This window comes from Paenibacillus sp. JNU01, from assembly GCF_059130585.1.
Genome location: NZ_CP169723.1, coordinates 2,415,641 through 2,434,447 on the forward strand (window position 1 = coordinate 2,415,641; position 18,807 = coordinate 2,434,447).

14 protein-coding genes are annotated in these 18,807 nt (G+C 47.3%); 2 read left to right on the forward strand and 12 right to left on the reverse strand.

Annotation, left to right across the window (positions count from 1 at the left end):
* Positions 1 to 81: 81 nt before the first annotated feature.
* Together NLBNIHML_RS10480 and NLBNIHML_RS10485 are read left to right on the forward strand one after the other, a co-directional pair.
* Positions 82 to 825, forward strand: a complete 744-nt coding sequence (locus NLBNIHML_RS10480) for an SDR family NAD(P)-dependent oxidoreductase (protein ID WP_494354340.1) — start codon at positions 82 to 84, stop codon at positions 823 to 825.
* A complete protein-coding gene (locus tag NLBNIHML_RS10485; protein ID WP_494354341.1) occupies positions 822 to 1,724 on the forward strand; it encodes a DMT family transporter in 903 nt (300 codons plus the stop codon). Before NLBNIHML_RS10480 ends, NLBNIHML_RS10485 begins: the two co-directional genes overlap by 4 nt.
* Before the next feature lie 125 nt (positions 1,725 to 1,849).
* Here NLBNIHML_RS10485 and NLBNIHML_RS10490 read toward each other — a convergent pair whose 3' ends face one another.
* The 12 genes from NLBNIHML_RS10490 to NLBNIHML_RS10545 all read right to left on the reverse strand — a co-directional run bounded on the left by NLBNIHML_RS10490 (position 1,850) and on the right by NLBNIHML_RS10545 (position 18,662).
* Positions 1,850 to 4,030, reverse strand: coding sequence for a HelD family protein (locus NLBNIHML_RS10490; protein ID WP_494354342.1), 2,181 nt, complete (start codon positions 4,028 to 4,030; stop codon positions 1,850 to 1,852).
* 226 nt (positions 4,031 to 4,256) lie between these two features.
* Complete coding sequence (locus NLBNIHML_RS10495; RefSeq protein ID WP_494354343.1) at positions 4,257 to 6,035, reverse strand: ABC transporter ATP-binding protein; 1,779 nt, start codon at positions 6,033 to 6,035, stop codon at positions 4,257 to 4,259.
* Between the two features lie 85 nt (positions 6,036 to 6,120).
* The gene (locus NLBNIHML_RS10500; protein ID WP_494354344.1) at positions 6,121 to 7,419 is read right to left on the reverse strand and encodes an NCS2 family permease; all 1,299 of its coding nucleotides are present in this window, start codon (positions 7,417 to 7,419) and stop codon (positions 6,121 to 6,123) included.
* 244 nt (positions 7,420 to 7,663) lie between these two features.
* Positions 7,664 to 8,422, reverse strand: coding sequence for a tRNA threonylcarbamoyladenosine dehydratase (locus tag NLBNIHML_RS10505; RefSeq protein WP_091020457.1), 759 nt, complete (start codon positions 8,420 to 8,422; stop codon positions 7,664 to 7,666).
* 18 nt (positions 8,423 to 8,440) lie between these two features.
* Positions 8,441 to 10,219: an aspartate--tRNA ligase gene (gene aspS / locus NLBNIHML_RS10510; protein WP_494354345.1), complete on the reverse strand. Its 1,779-nt coding sequence runs from the start codon at positions 10,217 to 10,219 to the stop codon at positions 8,441 to 8,443.
* 212 nt (positions 10,220 to 10,431) lie between these two features.
* Positions 10,432 to 11,685 (reverse strand): histidine--tRNA ligase, encoded by a 1,254-nt coding sequence (hisS, locus tag NLBNIHML_RS10515; protein ID WP_339257000.1) that lies wholly within the window; start codon positions 11,683 to 11,685, stop codon positions 10,432 to 10,434.
* A gap of 821 nt (positions 11,686 to 12,506) precedes the next feature.
* Positions 12,507 to 13,775: an SEC-C metal-binding domain-containing protein gene (locus NLBNIHML_RS10520; protein WP_339257002.1), complete on the reverse strand. Its 1,269-nt coding sequence runs from the start codon at positions 13,773 to 13,775 to the stop codon at positions 12,507 to 12,509.
* A 668-nt stretch (positions 13,776 to 14,443) separates the two neighbouring features.
* Entirely contained in the window at positions 14,444 to 14,890 is a 447-nt protein-coding gene (locus NLBNIHML_RS10525) for a hypothetical protein (RefSeq protein ID WP_215074538.1), read from the reverse strand.
* Between the two features lie 105 nt (positions 14,891 to 14,995).
* The gene (locus NLBNIHML_RS10530) at positions 14,996 to 15,502 is read right to left on the reverse strand and encodes a type 1 glutamine amidotransferase domain-containing protein (RefSeq protein ID WP_339237008.1); all 507 of its coding nucleotides are present in this window, start codon (positions 15,500 to 15,502) and stop codon (positions 14,996 to 14,998) included.
* 264 nt (positions 15,503 to 15,766) lie between these two features.
* Positions 15,767 to 15,934, reverse strand: a complete 168-nt coding sequence (locus NLBNIHML_RS10535; protein WP_253440218.1) for a hypothetical protein — start codon at positions 15,932 to 15,934, stop codon at positions 15,767 to 15,769.
* Between the two features lie 91 nt (positions 15,935 to 16,025).
* Positions 16,026 to 16,472, reverse strand: a complete 447-nt coding sequence (dtd, locus tag NLBNIHML_RS10540; protein WP_339257003.1) for a D-aminoacyl-tRNA deacylase — start codon at positions 16,470 to 16,472, stop codon at positions 16,026 to 16,028.
* Between the two features lie 12 nt (positions 16,473 to 16,484).
* A complete protein-coding gene (locus NLBNIHML_RS10545) occupies positions 16,485 to 18,662 on the reverse strand; it encodes a RelA/SpoT family protein (protein ID WP_339237014.1) in 2,178 nt (725 codons plus the stop codon).
* Positions 18,663 to 18,807 lie beyond the last annotated feature (145 nt).

Sequence of the window (18,807 nt, forward strand, 5' to 3'; positions counted from 1 at the left end):
TACTTCATGTGCAAACCGAACTACAATTCATGTAGATCCCTAACCAGTCCTCTGACTGGATGATGATAAGGAGTGTTCGGCATGACATACTGGAAAAATAGAGTTGCTTTGATCACAGGTGGCGGAACAGGCATAGGCCGTGCTGTAAGTCTAATGCTGGCTAAGCGTGGAGCGTTGGTCGCCGTCAACTATTCGCGCTCCAAACATGCAGCAAGCGAGACTGTTCAACACATTTTGCATACGGGCGGCCATGCATTCGCCGTTCAAGCTAATGTTGCCAATGATCTTGATGTCCGGCGCATGGTCAATACAATAACTGAAACCTATGGCCCCATTACTGCACTTGTAAATAACGCCGGAATCACGCAGTACATCCCTCTGCACGACCTGGAGTCTGTTACAGATGACGTCTGGAATGAGCTGGTGGATGTGAATGTGAAAGGCACGTTTCATTGCGTGCGTGCAGTGACGGAAGGCATGAGACAGGCTGGTGGGGGTTCCATCGTGAATCTGGGCAGCATTGCAGGCAGTACAGGTTCTGGCTCATCCCTCCCTTACGCCGTCTCCAAAGCGGCAGTTCACGGCCTGACCTTATCCCTTTCGCATGCACTCTCACCACACATTCGGGTGAATGCTATCGTCCCTGGCGCAGTTGCTACAAGGTGGTGGGCTGGAAACGAGGAGCGAATGCATCGTCTCGGTGGAGAAGTATTATTGCAGAAAATCGCCTCGCCTGAGGATATCGCACACATGATCTGTGCTGCGCTTGAACAGCAATCCATGACCGGGCAGCTCATTACTGTAGATAGTGGACAAACGTTATGAACTCCAGACATGAAAAAAGTATCCGCACCATCCAACCCTTGAAGTATACAATTTTGATCATTTTGACAACGCTAATCATGGGTACTTCGTTTCCAGTCGGCAAGATCGGTATGTTATATGCTCCACCTTTCCTGCTCATGGGTCTACGTTATGTACTGGCAGGCAGCTTGATGGCCTGGTATCTACGTAAACGTCCATTACCTGCCCAGTGGCAGTCTTGGTTGAAAATAATCCTCATTGGCCTGTTCCAATCCGCAGGAGTGATGGGCTGCGCCTACTACAGCATGAACTGGATTACCTCTGGCGAATCGGCCATTATTACATTTACCAATCCGTTGCTGGTCATTATCCTCAGTGCTCTCTTATATAGACTGACCTACCGCTTCAGTCAGTGGATCGGTGTTATGCTCGGTTTCATGGGGATTATGTTAACCTTTGGATGGCAGATGAGTTTTAGTCCTGGCACCTGGATTGGATTCGGTGGTGCGATCTCCTTTGCCGTGTCCACAATGCTTATCAAACGCTGGGGCGATGACTACGATACTTTTGTCTTAACAGCCTATCAGATGCTCGCGGGAGGTGCTGCGCTTCTTCTACTGAGCGTATGGACTGAACATCCTCACTTTATAGTGAATACCACCTCGGTTATCGTACTGCTCTGGTTAACGCTTGTTTGCTCCATCATGCAATTCTCGCTTTGGTTTTATTTGCTGCAACATAGTGATCCGGCTCAAACCAGTTCCTATCTGTTCCTGGCACCATTCTTTGGTGTATTGTCGAGTTGGATCTTGCTGGGAGAACATGTCCAGTGGTTTGCATTGGCAGGTGGTTTACTCATTGCTGTCGGCATATTCCTGGTGAACCGTCGCTCGTCCAGAATGGGAAATAGGGTAACATAACCCTAAACTTCCACTGTCGTTCTTTCTCAGAGGTTTAAGCATTCTTGCACAAATGCAGAAAAGGCATGCGCTTATGGGACATTTCCCCATGAACGTCATGCCTTTTAATGTTTAACAGACTTTATTCACCCAAGTTCTGGCCAACCTTGAATGGTTACAGGCTCGCCGCCCGGATTATGTGTTGCGGCCGCGTACCCTGGCAAATCACCATCATGGAAGAGCCACAATTCGTGCAAGGCCCGTGTACACCCCACGTACAACAGCTTCGCATCACCGGCATTCGGCAGATAATGCTTCTGATCTACGTCTGCCACGATAACGGCATCAAACTCCAACCCTTTGGACAGATAAACAGGTAAAACGGAGTGTCCGCCCGTGTACTGCTTTTTGCCACCGTCGATCAGGTTCAGATCCCAGCCTGCGGCCTGCAGTTCACGATGAAGTTCCTCTGCTTCATGCAGGGTACGGGTCAGGATGGAGACCGTTCGGTAGTCTTTGACCGTTAACACCTTCAAAGCCTGCTCCAGACTTGCCGTCCGCCCTTCGCCTCCATAAGCCAATGTCCGAACCGGATCACCACTACGGAAAACAGGGATCGCCGTAATTCCGCTCTTGACACCACGTTCCAGAATCGTATTGGCATAGTCGATAATTTCCATCGTTGAACGATAACTTCGGGTCAATGCAAAGTATGCATTCTGCTCCTCAGGAAACAGAGAACTCATCTCATCCCACGCATGAACACCACGGTACTCATGAATCCCTTGGGACAAGTCACCCAGTATGGTGAAGGAATGCCCTTTGACGAACTGATCCAATAACGCCACATGAAAAGGGGAAAAGTCCTGCGCTTCATCGATTACGACATGATCGAACCGCTCCGAACCCTCAATATCATGAACCAATGTATGAATGTATACCAATGCAGGCAGATCCTCTTCACGGACGATATCCTGCTTCAGATCTGCTGCCGTTTGTTTCATGACCAATTTTGGAATAAGCCCGCTGAGCGAGGTTGGCACTGTGCCACCCTTTGCAGCTTTGAACAGCTGTTTGTATAACGTAAGCGGCTCGTATTGAGGCCATTTTTTGGCATAAGCTTTCTCACGAGTAGATGCTTTTTTCTTGCGTTCTTTACGCACAGCTTCTGGCATTGGTTTCTTAAGTTCCATCTCAATCCAGCGGTGAACCCGCGCCATGACCCGTTCTTTGCGTTTGGCCAGCGGATAATGTTTGTATTCCTCACCGAACCAGTTCTCAATCTCCGTCTTGCTAAGCACCTTACCATCCCATGGACTGAAATCCATATCCGGTACGGAGTCCGCTTCCATCCCCGACAGCCACTCTCGAATAAGTTCCATGAAACGGATCGATCCTTTATACCGTCCAGGTACATCATCATTCAATTCAGGCCGTGCATCTGGTGTTTCGAACCAGGTGTTGAGCGTATCTGACGTATTCGCCAAAGGCATCTCCAGCCCCAGCAGGTTCATCGCCCAATCCGGGAATGTCCGCTGCTGGATGTCCCCTACTCCGAGTTCCGGGAGCACATCCGAGATGTAGTCCAGGAACATGTGGTTGGGTGCAAAAATAACCATTTTCTCCGCAGATACCTGCTCCTTGTACTGATACAGCAAAAAGGCCAGTCGATGCAGGGCAACCGTTGTTTTCCCGGATCCAGCCACACCCTGAATGATCAATGCGGTGTTTCTCGCCGCACGAATGATCAGATCCTGCTCCGCCTGAATCGTAGATACGATATCACGGAGCTTGTTATCCTTGTTCTCTCCCAGTCGATAAACGAGGAATTCATCCGATACCGCTGGCTGGTCGCTGTCACGGTTATATGTATCCGCCACACGTTCCAATATCCGCTGTCGAATGACAACGTTTCGTTTCAGGTACACCAGACCTTCAATTAGCCCTTCCGGGGCTTCATACGTTGCGGAGGCTTCGCCTCCTGTAAATGAGTAAAACAGGCTGGCGACAGGAGCACGCCAGTCGATGACGAGCGGATGCTCTCCCACCTCTTCGCGGTCTACGCCGACTTTGCCAATATACAGCGGTTTCCGTGCACCACTGCCCTGTTCTTCGAAATCCAAGCGTCCGAAATAGGGTTGCTGCGCGCTCTTGGACAAGGCGGTGCGGCGCTCTTCGCGTCCGGCTTCCAGCACTTGTTCTGTGAAGTCGTGGCCGGTATACACCGGAATATTTTGCAGTCGTTGCAACTGACTGTCCACTTCCTCCATCGTTCGCTCTAACCTGTACTCTTCTTCTTGATAGGCACTTTGAAAGCTGTCTGACATGTTTCAGTTACCTCCTAAGAATATGTTTTGCTCTGCATCACCAATCACTGACGACGCAAAAGGATACCCACTATATCATATTGATGTAAAAAAAGCTACAGCAACCTGAATGAACTCATACAAGAAAACCGTTGCTCACGCTCGTACTGAACGAATGAACAACGGTCTTAAGTAAAACTATATTTGAACCTTATCTTTGAAAAACAATAATCGATCTAGTTCTGATTCAATCTTGACCTTCCTGTGCCACAAACTGTTTCTGTGCTAATTCACGGTATACCGGATGATTGCCAATTAATTCAGCATGAGTTCCTGTTCCGGTCACATGTCCATGCTCTAGTACAACAATCTGATCGGAGTCCACCACTGTAGACAACCGGTGCGCGATCACAATCGTGGTTCTGCCTTCCATAAGGTTGGACAGAGCCTGTTGTACTTCATACTCCGAGGTACTGTCCAGACTGGATGTTGCTTCATCCAACATGAGAATATCCGGACTGCGCAGTAAGGCACGAGCAATAGCAATCCGCTGACGTTGTCCCCCGGATAACTTAATTCCCCTCTCGCCTACTTCCGTCTCATATCCCTGTGGCAACTTGTCGATAAAGTCGGCAGAATAAGCCATCTCGGCAGCTCGACGGATCTCATCCATCGTGACCTCACGGTCCAATCCGTACGTGATATTGTCTTTGATCGTACCCGCCATAAGCGGACTTTCCTGAGACACATACCCGATCTTGCTGCGCCAGGAGGACAAGGAATAGTCCGTTATCGCTTGTCCCCCATACGATATGTGGCCTGAATCGGGCATATAGAACTGCTCCATCAAGGAGAACAGCGTTGATTTACCACTGCCGCTTGGACCAACAATCGCGGTCACTTTACGTGTAGGTACCGTCAGATTAATTCCGTGCAACACTTCCTCACCTGTGACATAGGAAAAGTGTACATCATGGAACGCAATCGTCTCATTTCCTTTTGGAGCTACCTTGGTGCTGTGATGCGGCTCTTCCTCATCAGCAAGAATAGCTTGTATGCGCTCTGTCGCACCTACAACTTTTTGCAAACGGGAGTATAGTGTTGTGAACTGCCCCATTGGCATAATGACCTGGAACAACAGCAATATAAAGGCGACCAGTTCACCTGGTGACAGCATACCAGACGCTACACGCATTCCCCCTACACCAAGAATAACGACCAATACTGCCGTCATGACAAATGTAAACAAAGGACCGATCAGCGCAAGGATGCGTGCTTCCTGCAAGCCAAAAGCAAACATTTTACGAATCCGGGAATCCCCGGCTTCTGATTCCTGTTTCTCCGTTCCATAGGCTTTGACCAAGCGAATCTCACCAATAACCTGACTAAGTACGGATGTAAGACCTGCCATCTCATCCTGCTGTTTCTTGGAGATTTTGTACATCTTCCTCCCCACTGGCAACAGGATCAACAGCGTAAGTGGCACCAGACTCAGAATAATGAGTGACATCACCCAATCCAAATAAAAAAGTAACGCCACCCCACCTACAACGGCAACGATGTTCGACACAAAGGAGACCAGATAATCTGCAATCAACGTCATGATCTGGCTTGTATCATTCGTAATCCGGCTCATCGTATCGCCTGTCCGATTGCGATCGAAATATGGCATTCGCAGCGATAATACTTTGTTCCACAGCTTCGTGCGAAGTGTGGCGACCACACGTTGTCCTGCGTAATTTAACATATAAATGCTGATACCCGAGGCAATCGCCTGAATCACAAATGCACCGAGCAACAATAAAATAACCGATTTGTTCAGTGCCGAAGTGGTTAGTCCATCAATCAGACCTTTGGTCATCAGTGGCACAATCAGTCCGGCCGTCGTCTGAATCAAGGTCAGGATGAGGGCCAGGATCAGAATCAGTTTTGGCGGGTTCGTGGAAGCGATTAGCTTGACGAAATCCTTAAATCCTTTTTTTCCTACCTTCGGTTCCTTCTGCCCTGCTTGCTGCTGTTCTTCCATTCCCGTTCCTCCCGTTCTACATCTGCTCACCAGAAATCATACGTATGAACTTATATAACGTTGCCTTTTGTTGTATAACACAACTTTACAAGATGCCGTGCAGCACAAAATTGGCCAAAAAGAGGATGGATATGCCATACATGACCACAGGCACCTGTTTACCCTGACCTGCTGCCAGCTTCGCAAGTGGATAGGCAATAAATCCAAACGCCATCCCGTCCACGATGCTATATGTGAATGGAATCATGACCATGATCAGAAAAGCAGGAAAAGCCTCTGTAAAGTCACCAAAGTCCATATCTTTCACACCTTGCACCATCAGACCGCCAATAATGATCAAAATGGGTGCAATCGCACTGTCTGGAATGTAACCGAGCAGAGGGATGAAGAAAAAGGTTGCCCCAAACAACACGGCTGTAACGAGCGGAGTTAACCCTGTGCGTCCACCTGCGGCAATACCAGCTGTCGTCTCGGCGGCGGCCACTGGAGGACTGCTTCCAAATATGCCTGCCAGCACGGTACTAATCGATAGTGCCCGCAGACTTCCCTTGAAGCGCTTCGGACGACCAATCATCTGTGTCTGAGCTGTAATTAAACCGATATTTTCGAACACCACAATCAGCAGCAGCAAAAATACCGCGATCCAGAATGCTACATCAGCCAGCTTCATCAAGGACAATTCACCAAACAAACCGCCATATTGACGTAGCGCATCCATCGCTGATACGGATTCACCCGGGTTCACTGCTCCAAGTACATAGGCAAGACCTGTCCCGACCAAAATACTAATTAGAAGTCCGCCTTGCACATTACGGATAAATAAAATCAAGGCCAGCACCAGCGTAACGCAGGCTGTAATGACATTCGGATCATTAAAGTGACCAATCGCGACAAATGTCGTCTGATGCGCGATAACGATTCCACTTTTTTGCAAACCAATAAACGTGAGGAACAAACCAATCCCCACCGTAATACCATGCTGCAGATTTTTGGGAATGGCTTCGCTGATCATTTTGTATAGAGAAGTAAACGCAACAATGGCAAACAATATACCTGTAACGGTTACAACGGCCAGCGCTTCTTGCCAGCTTAATTTCATGGAATGTACGAGTGTATACGTGTAAAATGCATTAATCCCCATTCCGGGTACAACGATAATCGGTGATTTTCCGCCAAATGCCATGAGTAAACAGCCTGCGATCGATGTCAGCAGGGTTCCAACCATAGCTGCCTGCAAAGGCATTCCGGCATCGGAAAGAATTGTAGCATTGACCATAACGATATAGACCACGGCAAAATAGGAAATGGCTCCCGCCACAACTTCCTTCTTCCACTGGTCTCCTGGCTCCATGCCAAGACGTCTGGCCATCCATCCGTGTTTCATTTCGTTCTATTCCCCTCTCTCTAGCCGCAAATTCTTTTATGTATGTATCATCATTTCGCGCAGCAGTGAATATCATACACGGTTTTGACGTTGAAGTACATGACGTAACTCTGACATTTCTTCAGGAATGCGGTTCGTCTATCATAGACGTTTGATGTCTCATCCGCTCTATCTTCCGGGGTATAATTATACAAAAAAGCGCAGATGCCTTAAGGGCATCTACGCTTCTTCTGTTGGCAGCAAGTTATTGCTGCTTGTTCTCTGCAATTTCTAACAAATCCTTAATCGCAACACTGACCATAATCAGTCCGGCTACCGGAGGCACGAATGAGTTACTCGCAGGTGGCTGTTTGGCCTTGCGAATTTCCGGAGCATTCTCGGGAACGATTTTTTGGGTTACGTCCTCGCGCGGTTTCATCGGCTTTTCAGTTGAGAAGACCACTTTTACACCTTTTTTAATGCCGTCTTTACGAAGTGTGGTACGCACAACACGGGCAATCGGGTCCATGGTCGTTTTCGAAATATCCGCAACCTGGAATTTCGTTGGATCCATTTTATTCGCCGCACCCATGCTGGAAATCATCGGAATTTTACGTTTCAGGCACTCTTTAATGAGATGGATTTTGTAGATAATCGTGTCGGATGCATCCAGCACATAATCCAGTTCATATTTGAACAGTTCCTCATACGTTTCTTCCGTGTAAAACATATTCAATGCAATGGCATCACATTCCGGATTGATCAGTTTCACCCGTTCCACCATCAGGTCCGCTTTTTTCTGTCCCACTGTTGTGGTCAGCGCATGAATCTGGCGGTTGATGTTGGTAATGTCCACGACATCTTTATCAATCAGAATGATGCGTCCAACGCCGCTACGGGCAAGAGCTTCTACAGCAATTCCACCCACGCCGCCAATACCGAGCACAGCGACTGTACTATTTTTCAATGCGTCCAGACCTTCAGGTCCGATCGCAAGCTCTGTTCTTGAAAATTGATGGAGCATTGAGAATCGATGCCTCCTTTATTTCTTTTCCGCTACCGGTTTACGGGCTACGCGAATATGAAGTTGTTCCAACTGCGAGTCATCCACTTCGGAAGGTGCATTCATCAGCAGATCCGTTGCACTTGCCGTTTTCGGGAAGGCAATCGTTTCACGCAAATTCGTGCGGCCCGCCAGCAACATCACCAAACGGTCAAGACCAAAAGCAATTCCGCCATGCGGTGGAGTTCCATATTCGAATGCTTCCAGCAGGTAGCCGAATTTCTCATTCGCTACTTCTGGAGAGAGTCCAAGGGCAGCAAACATTTTCTCCTGAACGTCACGTTTGTAGATACGCATCGAACCGCCACCTACTTCATAACCATTGAGAACAAGGTCATAGGCTTGAGCACGAATAGCACCCGGATCTGTGTCGAACAGATGTACATCTTCGTCTTTTGGACGTGTGAACGGATGGTGTTCTGCCACATAACGTTTGGCGTCTTCATCATATCCAAGGAGTGGGAAGTCCACAACCCAAGCAAATTTGAATTTGCTGTCATCGATCAGGCCGAGTTGACGGCCGATTTTCAGACGCAATGCGCCCAGTACGTCAGCAACCACTTTTTTCGTGTCTGCGGAGAAGAGCAACAAGTCGCCATCCTCAGCACCTGTACGTTCTTTGACAGCTTCGATCTCTTCAGGCGTGAAGAACTTCACGATTGGCCCTTTGAACTCGCCGTCTTTTACTTGAATCCAAGCCAGACCTTTCGCACCGTAACGTGCAGCAAATGGTCCGAGATCATCGATCTCTTTACGACTCCATGTGCCACAGCCTTTAGCGTTGAGCACTTTCACTTCTCCACCTTTTCCGATGACGGAAGCAAATACTTTCACACCACTGTTTGCTACGATATCGTTCATTTCAACCAGTTCCATACCGAAACGCAGATCTGGTTTGTCTGAACCGTATTTACCCATTGCATCTGCATACGTAATCCGTTGGAAAGGCAGTTCCAGCTCAATGCCTTTGGTTTCGCGCAACAATTTAGCCATCAGTTCTTCCATCATTGGCAGCAGGTCATCCTGTTGCAGGAAGGAAGTCTCGATGTCGACTTGCGTGAATTCAGGTTGACGGTCTGCACGCAGATCCTCATCTCGGAAACAGCGAGCGATCTGATAATAACGCTCAAGTCCACCCACCATCAGCAATTGTTTGTAGATTTGTGGGGATTGTGGCAAAGCGAAGAATTCACCTTCATGCACACGGCTCGGTACGAGATAATCACGCGCACCTTCCGGGGAGCTCTTCGTCAGGATTGGTGTTTCCACTTCAACGAACTCTTCTCCATCCAGATAGTCACGGAACACTTTGGATGCTTTGGAACGCAGTTTCAGTGTTTCGAACATTTCCGGACGACGCAGGTCCAGGTAACGATATTTCAAACGAAGGGATTCATCCACTTCTACACCATCTTCGATGAAGAATGGAGGTGTTTTGGCTGCGTTCAGCACTTCGATTTCAGTGATTTGAACTTCAATTTCGCCGGTAGGCAGATTTTTGTTCACTGTTTCTGCATCACGTTTAACGACTTTACCCGTTACAGCGATAACATACTCGCTACGTACACGATCTGCAATTTGCAGAGCTTCGCCGGAATAAGCCGGGTTAAAGACAACTTGTACAATCCCGCTGCGGTCACGCAGATCGATGAAGAGTACGCCCCCCAAGTCACGACGGGTTTGAACCCAACCGTTCAATGTTACTGTTTCACCGATGTGTGCGGGTGTTAATGCGCCGCAATGATGACTTCTTTTCATAACCAAACTCCTCATTATGTGAATTTCCGTTCTGTATGGACAGTTATTACCTGCTCTTCAACAGTCCGGTTACGTGTAGACCATGTATTCGAAAAGGCTTGTTACCTCTGGCTCACCAGCTCCCAATTCGTTGGAAACGTTGATGAACCTCAGTAATTTTGCCGGATCAATGTGTTAATCGAACGTTTTAATCTCCATGTTACAGTTCGTGCTTATTTACTTTCGCGAATGGCTGATACCAGATCATCAAGCTTCACGGTTTGTTGCTCTCCCGTATCCATCGACTTGAGGGCGATCTCACCACGCTCCAGCTCGTCATCACCAAGGATGGCGGTATAGCGGGATTTGAAACGATCAGCTGATTTCATCTGTGCTTTCATCTTGCGGCCCAGATAATCACGTTCCCCAGACAGTCCAGACTGACGAATTTTGAACAACAGTCGGTTCACTTCACGATCAGCGGCCTCTCCCAGAGCAACAAAGTACACATCCAGTGGAGCGAGCGTAGTCACCTCAATATTTTGGTGCTCCAGAATCAGTTGAATACGCTCCAGACCAATACCGAAGCCGATGCCCGGCTGATCAGGTCCGCCGATATCTCCAACGAGACCATTGTACCGGCCACCGCCACCAACCGTATCAATTGCTCCAATCCCTTGGGCTTTTAATTCGAACGCAGTCAGCGTGTAATAATCCAAGCCCCGTACCAGACGATTGTTCACAGCATAATCTACTCCGAAATCATCCAGGTATGCCTGCAGCTTGGCAAAGTGACTCAAAGACTCTTCATCCAGGCTGTCCAGTATGGACGGTGCCCCTACGAATTTGTCCTGATCGACTTTGCAGTCGAGTACACGCAGCGGATTACGCTCCATCCGGGACTGACAGTCCTTGCACAGGCTGTCTTTCATTGGTCTGAGGAACCCAAGCAACGTCTCCCGGTATTCTGCACGGCTGGTCGAGTTACCAACGGAGTTGATCTCCACTTTAACATCCTTCAAGCCGAGCTCTACACACAACTGGTAGCCCAGTGCGATGACTTCGGCATCAATCGCCGGGTCCAGTGCACCGATGGCTTCTACACCAAACTGGTGGAACTGACGCTGACGACCTGCCTGCGGACGCTCATACCGGAACATCGGACCGATGTAATACAACTTGCTCACATCCGGTTCGCCGTAGATTTTATTCTCTACATACGCACGGACAACACCGGCTGTTCCCTCTGGACGAAGAGTCATGCTGCGATTGCCTTTGTCATCAAAGGTATACATTTCTTTCTCAACGATATCGGTAGTCTCTCCTACACCACGTACAAATAAAGAAGTCTGTTCGAAGATCGGTGTACGAATCTCGCGGTAATTAAACCGTCGACACAGATCTCGTGCTTTTTCTTCTACGTACTGCCATTTCTCGACAACTCCAGGAAGTAAGTCCTGCGTCCCCGTCGGTTTTTGAAAAGCCATCTTGATCCCTCCAGCATTGATTTTTTTCTCTAAAAGTTAAAAAATTCTACACGTGATCACTGCGCGGGCAGAACAACCTTACAATCGCTGTTATCCTCAGATTTTTTAAATTTTCATTCTAAATGTGAAAATCCGGTGATAGCATATGCTTCCGATGCAGCTTTCTTTCAGAAAGCTTTCAGGCGAACGCTTCGCTTTTACAGGTTTTTTCTGCCCTCTCCGTTTTTGTGTATTCCTTTTAAATCAACTTATATAACAAAAAAATCCCTCGCCCTGTCGCTGTATATACAGCAAACAAAGGGACGAGAGATTGTGTAATATACATTCACCCGTGGTACCACCCACATTTCGGAAACCTGACACTTTAGCCGTTCAGGTGATCTCTGATGATTCAGGATTGCCTATTGCACCCTGATCAAGCAGATATTCCGCTCTACGTGTAACGCACGTCCTGCGCAGGCCGGCTACTGTTTAACAGATCATGTCTGCCATGTTCGCCGTCTGTTCTCGGGGAAGTCATTCGTCCGCTCATCAAGAGAATCCTTACAGCCTGGGGATTCCTCTCTGGTCATGTGGGCACGGAGTACTTGGTCCCGTCATCAAATCAGTAATATAGTTCAAAAATCGACTTGTATTGACTATAGTCAACGTATTATTTTCTGATTGTAATGAACCGCAGTGCTAAAGTCAAGGGTTAACATGAAAAGATAGCATTAAAAAAATTCTAAGCACACGCCGTACTGGATAGAGAGTACACTCCAATTATGGCGGATAGAAGCTGGATTCCTCAAACGAATTCCAACTCCAATCCCTACATAACTCTATTGTTTCAGCATCCACTTCAGCAGATCAGGCATGCTCGCCCATAGACGGGAGTGCATAATGACATATTCAATCGCTTCATTGGAATCGCCCATTCCGACAAAATCAGGGAGGTTATGCGGCAGGCGTTTCAAACCCAGCAGGTAATCCGGCACATGTTTGTTCATCCCCCGAGCCACACGGTACAGCTTTTCGAGCTGCGAGGTTATTCCATTTTTCTTATACTCCAGAATGATCTGGTCATAGGCAAAGGCCGTTGAGGCGCCACCTTTTCCATACTTCTCCATCAATTGTTCTGCATGCTTCAATTGGTTGCTGTACAAATACACAGCAGCGAGCAGATAACGTGCTCCGGTATTGTCTTCTGTATTAAGTTCCAACATACGCTCCAGGGTTTGTGCAGCTTCTTGGGTATCCCCACCAAACCAGCAAGATTCCGCGTAGCTTTTGCATACCCGGATATATGGACGAGTCTCTTGAAGCCCCCAGAAGTGCCCTTTGTTCTTCTCAAAAAACAGGTCACCCAGTTCGCGTTCTCCAGCAGCAATTCCGGCCTTGAGGTAAGCCCGTGCATCTGATTCGTTGTCCGATTCCTCAGCCAGTATAAGATATGCATCCGAGCTGTCAGGATATACCTCCAGCACCGTTTTCGCCAGTTGTATTCTGCGTTTGGCAGAACTGGCTTCCCTCGCCTTATGTAGCAGAGCCTCCGCTTTGTCCTTTGGTGTACCTGGACCGTTCAGCACCATTAGCTCGTCCGTTTCGCCGCCCATTCCGTATTCTTCAATGTAACTGAACATCTCATTGACCTTCCGGGAGATCGTACCTGTCGTTACCTCATATTTAGTGGCCATATCAGGTTTTGAGACATTGAAGCCGTATTCCTCGGACAGCAAATATTCAATTGCAGCACAGAAGGAACCTGTCTTCTTCACAGTGGGGCGCGTCTGGCGGGAATAACCGTTCCATAACATCAGAGCTTCCGAAATCAGCTCTCCCTCGTATTGGTTCCGCATGTTCTCAATCAGCTCCAGGGCCAACTGTTCGTGAGAAGGATGTTCCCATTTCAGCTCTTGCGTTACCATCCTTTTCAGTTTGGTTGGAGTCAGCTTGCTCTCAGGCTGAACTGTAGCTTCTTGGACAGGCTGCTCCGTTGATATCAGGCGCAGTATAGATTCTGCGGGTGAGGACTCCTTATTCAAACAGCACTTCTTATATTTTTTCCCACTTCCGCATGGGCATAACTCATTTCTTCCAACCTTACTCAAAACTAATTCCCCCTTAAATCTGTCACTAGCCAGTTGTATGAGAACACAGTTGCATTAACATTTAGGTGCCGTTTCTCGTACGAGGCATTCTATATGATTTGCAGTTTCCAGCGAGCAAGCAGAACGGCTACCCCGCCCTTGTATAAGGACGGGGGGCGTTTCAGCGAGTATTAGAAGGATTAGAGACAACCCGAAACTCCTTTTATACTGTTCATGTGCAATAAGGCGGTTCTCTCTGGCGATGTGTTCCTCATACACACTGTCGTTGAATTGCATTCGCCTGAGCCCAAATGCTAAATGCTTGCTTTATGCTTGATATACCATCCGATGAAGCTAAACTATGAAACAACTGGCTTTAATATATTCGAATCCATTCCTCTATTCTAGCAAAAATTATATAAAGGGGTAAGCTTTACACAAAACATATACATTTTCATTCCAAAAAAATAGCCTGCACACGGTGTGCAGGCTCAAAAGATATATAAAAAAAGGGGGTCATGTGTGTTATTATAAGCCCACTATGTTAAAGGCTTATGTAACTAATATTACAGTAATATTACAAAAATGATAGCGCTTTATTTCTTTAAAAAGTATAGACATAATTAAAAGCCCTTGCACATTACTCGACTCTGTAGTCAAGCAGTGCAAGGGCAAAAGGGATCTACACGTTAATTCAGTTCTTCCACATAGGCATGGTTGGAACGAAGCTTATGAACAATCTCGTCATAATCCTCATCCCTTACTTTGGCAGACAGAACATAGTGCAGATCATCATAATCGGCCGAAGACACGTCCGCAGCATCCAGCATGTCTCCATCCTCATTCACTCTGTCACGAGAGTCCCGTTCTGCATCACGATCCACATTGGATACCACAGGGATCACATTTTCGCTGGCTGGAACACCGGGAGCGGCACCAACACCCATTGCTCCGTTCGTGCCTACGCCACCCGCAGTATTATATGGTACCAGTGGTACCATAACCCGCGTGTCTCTACCAATCGCACTATCGAGTTGACCTACTTCCAAATGCTCTGTACGGAACGTCTGAAGTGAGGTTCTTGCTCCCTCCGCCTCGTCTTCGGTTCGAAAATACGCCTGAATATGTTTTGTCATGTCAAACCCTCCTTTTTCGGAATGAAATGCAAACGTGAAGTTTGTATAAGTCACGATGTAACGTAGTTACAATACTTCAATGTATGTCAGTTAAAACTGGTGAAGTTAAATCACTTTTAGCAGTTCACGCACAAATGCTGGCTCATCTTCAGGCGTTCGGGATGTAATATAGTTTCCATCCACAACAGCCTCATGATCCTTGAACTCTGCTCCTGCGTTTACCATGTCATCCTTGAGCGGTGGATAGGATGTAATCGTACGGCCTTTCAACAGATCGGCACTAGCCAAAATCTGCGGACCATGGCATATCGCCGCGATTGGTTTCTTCGCACTGTTGATCTCGGTGACAAACTTCAAGATGTGCGCATCACTTCGCAAATTCTCAGGGGATGATCCACCAGGAATCACGACTGCATCATACTCTGAAGCGGATGCGTCAGCAATCGCCTTATCTGTCGTATAGGAGGCTTTTCCTCCTTTACCTTTAAGGGTCTCACCAGCTTTTAAACCGATAATCTCCACTTCGTGTCCAGCTTTTTTTACTTCGTCATACGGCACCTGCATCTCCGAATCTTCAAAGTCATTCGCCAATAAAAAAGCAACTTTACTCATAATGTATGTTCTCCTTTCCGTGTTCGAACTTTCTTTATGAATCGGGCCTTGCAGTACAATGGCACTTCGTTGTGCCTCGTTTTGTTATTACCCTCACCAGAGCAATTTATAACAATCCGATGTAATTTCATTTTCTAGGAAAATCGACTAACGAGTATTTTATAAAAATCAACTCATGACAAAAAGACCTGATTCGGTGAGGAATCAGGTCTTTTTCAAAATCTGTATAATCCAAATTTCAGATGTTTATACAAGTGTGGACAATCAAGATCGCGGAAGATGACTCTGTTTCCCTTTGTCGGAATCCTCAAGTGCCCAGATCGTTGCAACACACTCAGCAGCCGCACGGGCAAGATGCAATGATTCATACAGGTTGCCAGGGAGTAACAAAGGTTCTGTACGGATACGTGTTTCTTTCGCAGATTGGCGCATAATTGGCTGGATACTCCTTTGATCATAAAATAGTCATCAACGAATTATCCTTCATTATGGCCTGAACCCGAAGAAATTATGCACGTGGTTCCTAACGAACCGGACTTTCAAGCATCAAAGTCACGGGTCCCCAGTTGGTAAATGTTACATCCATCATCGCTCCGAAACGGCCGGTTTCAACCTGAATCCCTTTATCTCGTAAAAGTTGATTAAACGTCTCATATAAACGTTCTGCCGCTTCCGGTCGGGCCGCAGCTGCAAAGCTAGGACGCTTTCCTTTGCGACAATCTCCGTACAGGGTGAACTGGGAAACGGACAGTACAGCACCGCCTACATCAAGCAGGCTGAGGTTCATCTTCTCCTGATCATCCTCAAATATCCGTAACCCGCTAATTTTGTCAGCCAGATACTGAGCATCCTTCTCCGTGTCCTCATGGGTAATACCTACGAGCAACATTAATCCGGATTCGATCTTACCCGTCAGATCGTCTCCCACAGTCACCTGAGCCTCTTTACAGCGTTGAACAAGCACCCTCATCTTACAGGCTCCTTACTGCATAATCCGATGCACCGAATAGACATCTTTCACCCGTTTGATCCGATCTACAACGGATTGCAGATGATCCGTATTACGAATCAGAATTGTGACGTGCACCAATGCTAATTTATTTTTATCTGTCCGTCCGGTAACGGCAGAAATATTGGTTTTACTTTCAGATACAGCCTGAAGTACCTCATTAAGCAAGCCATTCCGATCATGGCCTGTAATCTCAATATCCACACTGTAACTCGCTTCGATATTCTCTTCCCACTCGACCTCAATAACACGTGCTGCTTCTTCTCCGTCTGCACTTGTCGGAATATTCGGACAGTCACTACGGTGCACGGAAACGCCGCGTCCGCGTGTAACGTATCCGATAATGTCATCCCCAGGCACAGGATTACAGCATCGTGCAAATCGAACAAGCAGATTATCGATGCCCTTGACACGAATGCCGTTGGTTGGTCGATTTCTCCGTTCAGGTGCAGGTTTCAGCTCGCGCATCTCGGAATTTAATTCCAGCAAACTGGATTCTTCCTGCTCTTTACGCAGCTTTTCAGTTGCTTTGGTTACGATCTGTGCAGCAGTAATTCCACCGAAGCCAACAGCGGCAAGCATGTCCTCAATATCATTAAACGCATATTTTTTGGCAGCTTCCATCAACTTGTCATCCGTCATCCACGCAGAAGGATCAAGCCCCATGCGTTTCAGTTCACGCTCACAGCTCTCTCGACCTTTTTCAACGTTTTCTTCACGGCGTTCCTTCTTAAACCATTGTTTGATCTTCGCTCGTGCATGAGAAGATTTCGCAATTTTCAGCCAGTCTTGGCTAGGTCCGTAAGAATGTTTGGACGTCAAAATCTCGATGATATCACCTGTCTTCAGATGATAGTCCAGCGGAACAATTCGACCGTTCACTTTGGCACCGATGGTCCGATTACCAACCTCCGTATGGATTCGATAAGCAAAATCCAAAGGAACAGACCCAATTGGCAATTCAATGACTTCTCCTTTTGGTGTAAATACAAATACAAGATCCGAGAAGAAATCCATTTTGAGCGATTCTACGAATTCTGACGCGTCCTGTGCTTCATTTTGGAGTTCAAGAATTTCGCGGAAGAACGTAATTTTATCTTCAAATTGCGGACCTGCCGCTGCGCCTTCCTTATATGCCCAGTGAGCAGCGATACCAAATTCAGCAGTCCGGTGCATATCCCATGTCCGAATTTGTACCTCGGTTGGTTCGCCATTGGGACCGACTACTGTTGTATGCAGCGATTGATACATATTCGCCTTCGGCATTGCAATGTAGTCTTTAAAGCGTCCAGGCATCGGTTTCCATAACGTGTGTATAATTCCCAGGGTAGCATAACAATCCTTGATATTATCCACAATAATACGAATGGCAAGCAGATCATAAATTTCATTAAACTGCTTGTTTTTGGTCGTCATTTTCTTGAACACGCTGTAGATATGCTTCGGACGGCCAGAAAGGTCTGCCTGAATGCCCATCTCATCGAGCTTGTTCGTAATTCCGTCCATAACCGTATCGATATATTGCTCACGTTCGGCACGCTTTTTGTGCATCAGGTTCGCAATACGGTAATATTGCTGCGGATTCAAATAACGTAGGGCGATGTCCTCCATTTCCCATTTGATCGCAGAGATCCCCAGACGGTTCGCAATCGGACAGAAAATTTCCAGCGTCTCATATGAAATCCGGCGCTGGCTTTCTTCCGATTGAAACTTGAGTGTCCGCATATTATGCAGACGGTCAGCCAATTTGATCACGATGACACGGATGTCCTGCGCCATGGCGATGAACATTTTGCGGTAGTTCTCGTTCTGCTGTTCTTCCTTGGAGCGGAACTTAATACGTTCCAGCTTCGTCAAGCCGTCAACAAGCATGGCACACGTATTGCCGAAATGATTGCGGATCTCTTCAAGTGAGACCGTAGTATCCTCTACTACATCATGAAGAAGCGCTGCTATTATGGAGATGGTGTCCATCTGCATGTTCACAACAATGTCGGCAACCGCAAGCGGATGCAGAATATACGGTTCTCCCGATTTTCGCGTCTGTCCATGGTGGGCCTGATCAGCAAATTCGTAAGCTTCTCGTATGCGCACCAGATCGGGTTCTTTGATATATGCCCCGGCCTTCTCGAGTAATTGCTCTATGCCCATTCTGATCTGTTCCGTGTCCTTTCTATACCAAATGGAACCCGTGACATTGCTGCAACACAGGTTCCCCGTAAAAGTAATTTCCTATAATTATGACGCTTCGCCCGTTTCCCGTCAACTGCTGACGAATAAGAGCGCTTATCCATTT